This is a genomic window from Streptomyces sp. NPDC059668 (genome assembly GCF_042734135.1).
GTDB lineage: Bacteria > Actinomycetota > Actinomycetes > Streptomycetales > Streptomycetaceae > Streptomyces.
Genome location: NZ_JBHWEL010000162.1, coordinates 1 through 1581 on the forward strand (window position 1 = coordinate 1; position 1581 = coordinate 1581).

At 38.1% G+C, this 1581-nt stretch carries 4 protein-coding genes; all 4 read right to left on the reverse strand.

The window, feature by feature from the left end:
* Positions 1-272 (reverse strand): hypothetical protein (locus tag ACFV2J_RS42580; protein ID WP_385443873.1); only part of this gene is annotated, 272 nt, incomplete at its 3' end.
* A gap of 53 nt (positions 273-325) precedes the next feature.
* Entirely contained in the window at positions 326-547 is a 222-nt protein-coding gene (locus ACFV2J_RS42585) for a hypothetical protein (RefSeq protein ID WP_376642817.1), read from the reverse strand.
* Positions 548-629: 82 nt separating this feature from the next.
* Positions 630-1097 (reverse strand): hypothetical protein, encoded by a 468-nt coding sequence (locus tag ACFV2J_RS42590; protein WP_326194938.1) that lies wholly within the window; start codon positions 1095-1097, stop codon positions 630-632.
* A 20-nt stretch (positions 1098-1117) separates the two neighbouring features.
* The gene (locus ACFV2J_RS42595) at positions 1118-1285 is read right to left on the reverse strand and encodes a helix-turn-helix domain-containing protein (protein ID WP_326194937.1); all 168 of its coding nucleotides are present in this window, start codon (positions 1283-1285) and stop codon (positions 1118-1120) included.
* Positions 1286-1581 lie beyond the last annotated feature (296 nt).

Below are 1581 nucleotides of genomic sequence, written 5' to 3' on the forward strand. Positions count from 1 at the left end.
TTGTTATACCATTCATTAAATCGTGATTCGCTCCAATACCTTTTTGCGGAATGTTCGGAGACTTTAAATCCTAACCGTTTAATTAATTCAGATCGTTCATTTGCAATTAAACTACGACTCTTTTTCTTAACAATTTTATTTACTGTGGCAGGTTTATTTTTTAATTCCTTTATAACCTTTTTGTCAGTAATTCCGACTTTTTTCAAGGCAGCTATATTTTGTTTTTTCTGCTGTTTCTTCTTCAGCCGCTTTTTCTTCCCAATCAGTGACACCCCCTTTAAACACAAAAGTCACAGGGAAACGAATTTCCCTGTCAATTTAATATTTAAATGGCTTCTGCTTTTTGTGTCGGAATATAGCGAACAGAACCGCGTGACAGTTCGTCTTGTGCTTCAGCATGAAAATAGGAGACTATTGCAAGCATTTCTGAACGAGTGAAACTAATAATCTGTTGTGTATCGTCATCAAGCTTTTGAGCGAAACAATACATATTCTCCACTCTATCCTCTTTAATCTCTGTGCGGCGTTCTCCGTTGTCGAAAATCATTACGTTTTTATCCAAGTCTAGCAACCTCCGTATATAGTAATTTAATATAAGAAAAGCCGCCCCGATCGGAGCGACTATTTAATTAGTCCACAAGCGCAAGTGTCAATGTTTTAAAGCCGCGGCGGGTTTTAACTTCTTTTGGAACAACTTTTAATGGCTCGTCCGTCCAAGGACCTTGCCCTACAATCCCAATGATACGTTGTAGGGAGCTTGCTACGCCCTGAGATACACTGTGATAGCCTTGTCCGTCTGCTGTTAAAAGAACAACGCGCATTGCCTGAATTGTCTCTTTCGTGACTTCATCCTCTAATTCAACCGCATGGGCGACCATGTCTGTAATTTCAATTACTTCTCCGATATGGTCTGATAGAGAGTGTTCAGCGTTGCTTACCGCGTTGTAAAGTTTGATGCTGCTCTTTCTGTCCGTTGCCTGGATAGTTGAAAACATTTGTTGTGTACCTTGTTCAAAAATACTTGGTGATGCTGTTGCAATGTCCTCAGTTGCCAATACGTCAGTAGTGTTTTCAGTGTTTTTAATAGTGTTTGTCATTTTAAAATTCCCCCAAAGAATTAATTTTGTTTTAAGTATTCATTGAATTTTTCAGCTGACACGCGCCATTCTCGACCGACTTTGAAACCTTTAATTTCTCCGTTGTTCAGCATTTTGCGAGCCGTTTTTTCAGATATTTTTAATATCTCGGCTACCTGTTTAACTGTTAAAACCTCTTCACTAGACAAAAAGCGTACCTCCCTCTACATATGTATCACTTCCTTTAAAGGGCTTCAGATTCCTTTATGTTCCCTTTGATGACCTTATCTTACCATCAAGGGATATATCATGTCTACCCCTTTTTACAAATTTCTTCAGAATTTTTTCAGGAAGGATTCGACATTATGCGACATATTGGTAGGAGAAGAAAATATTTCTGTACCAATAATAGAACACATGTTCCTGAATGTAAAGTCCTATTATATATGAAATAACTGGGTATCAGGGATAGAAATGTCCTATCTCTTATGTTCGCACTGAGTAT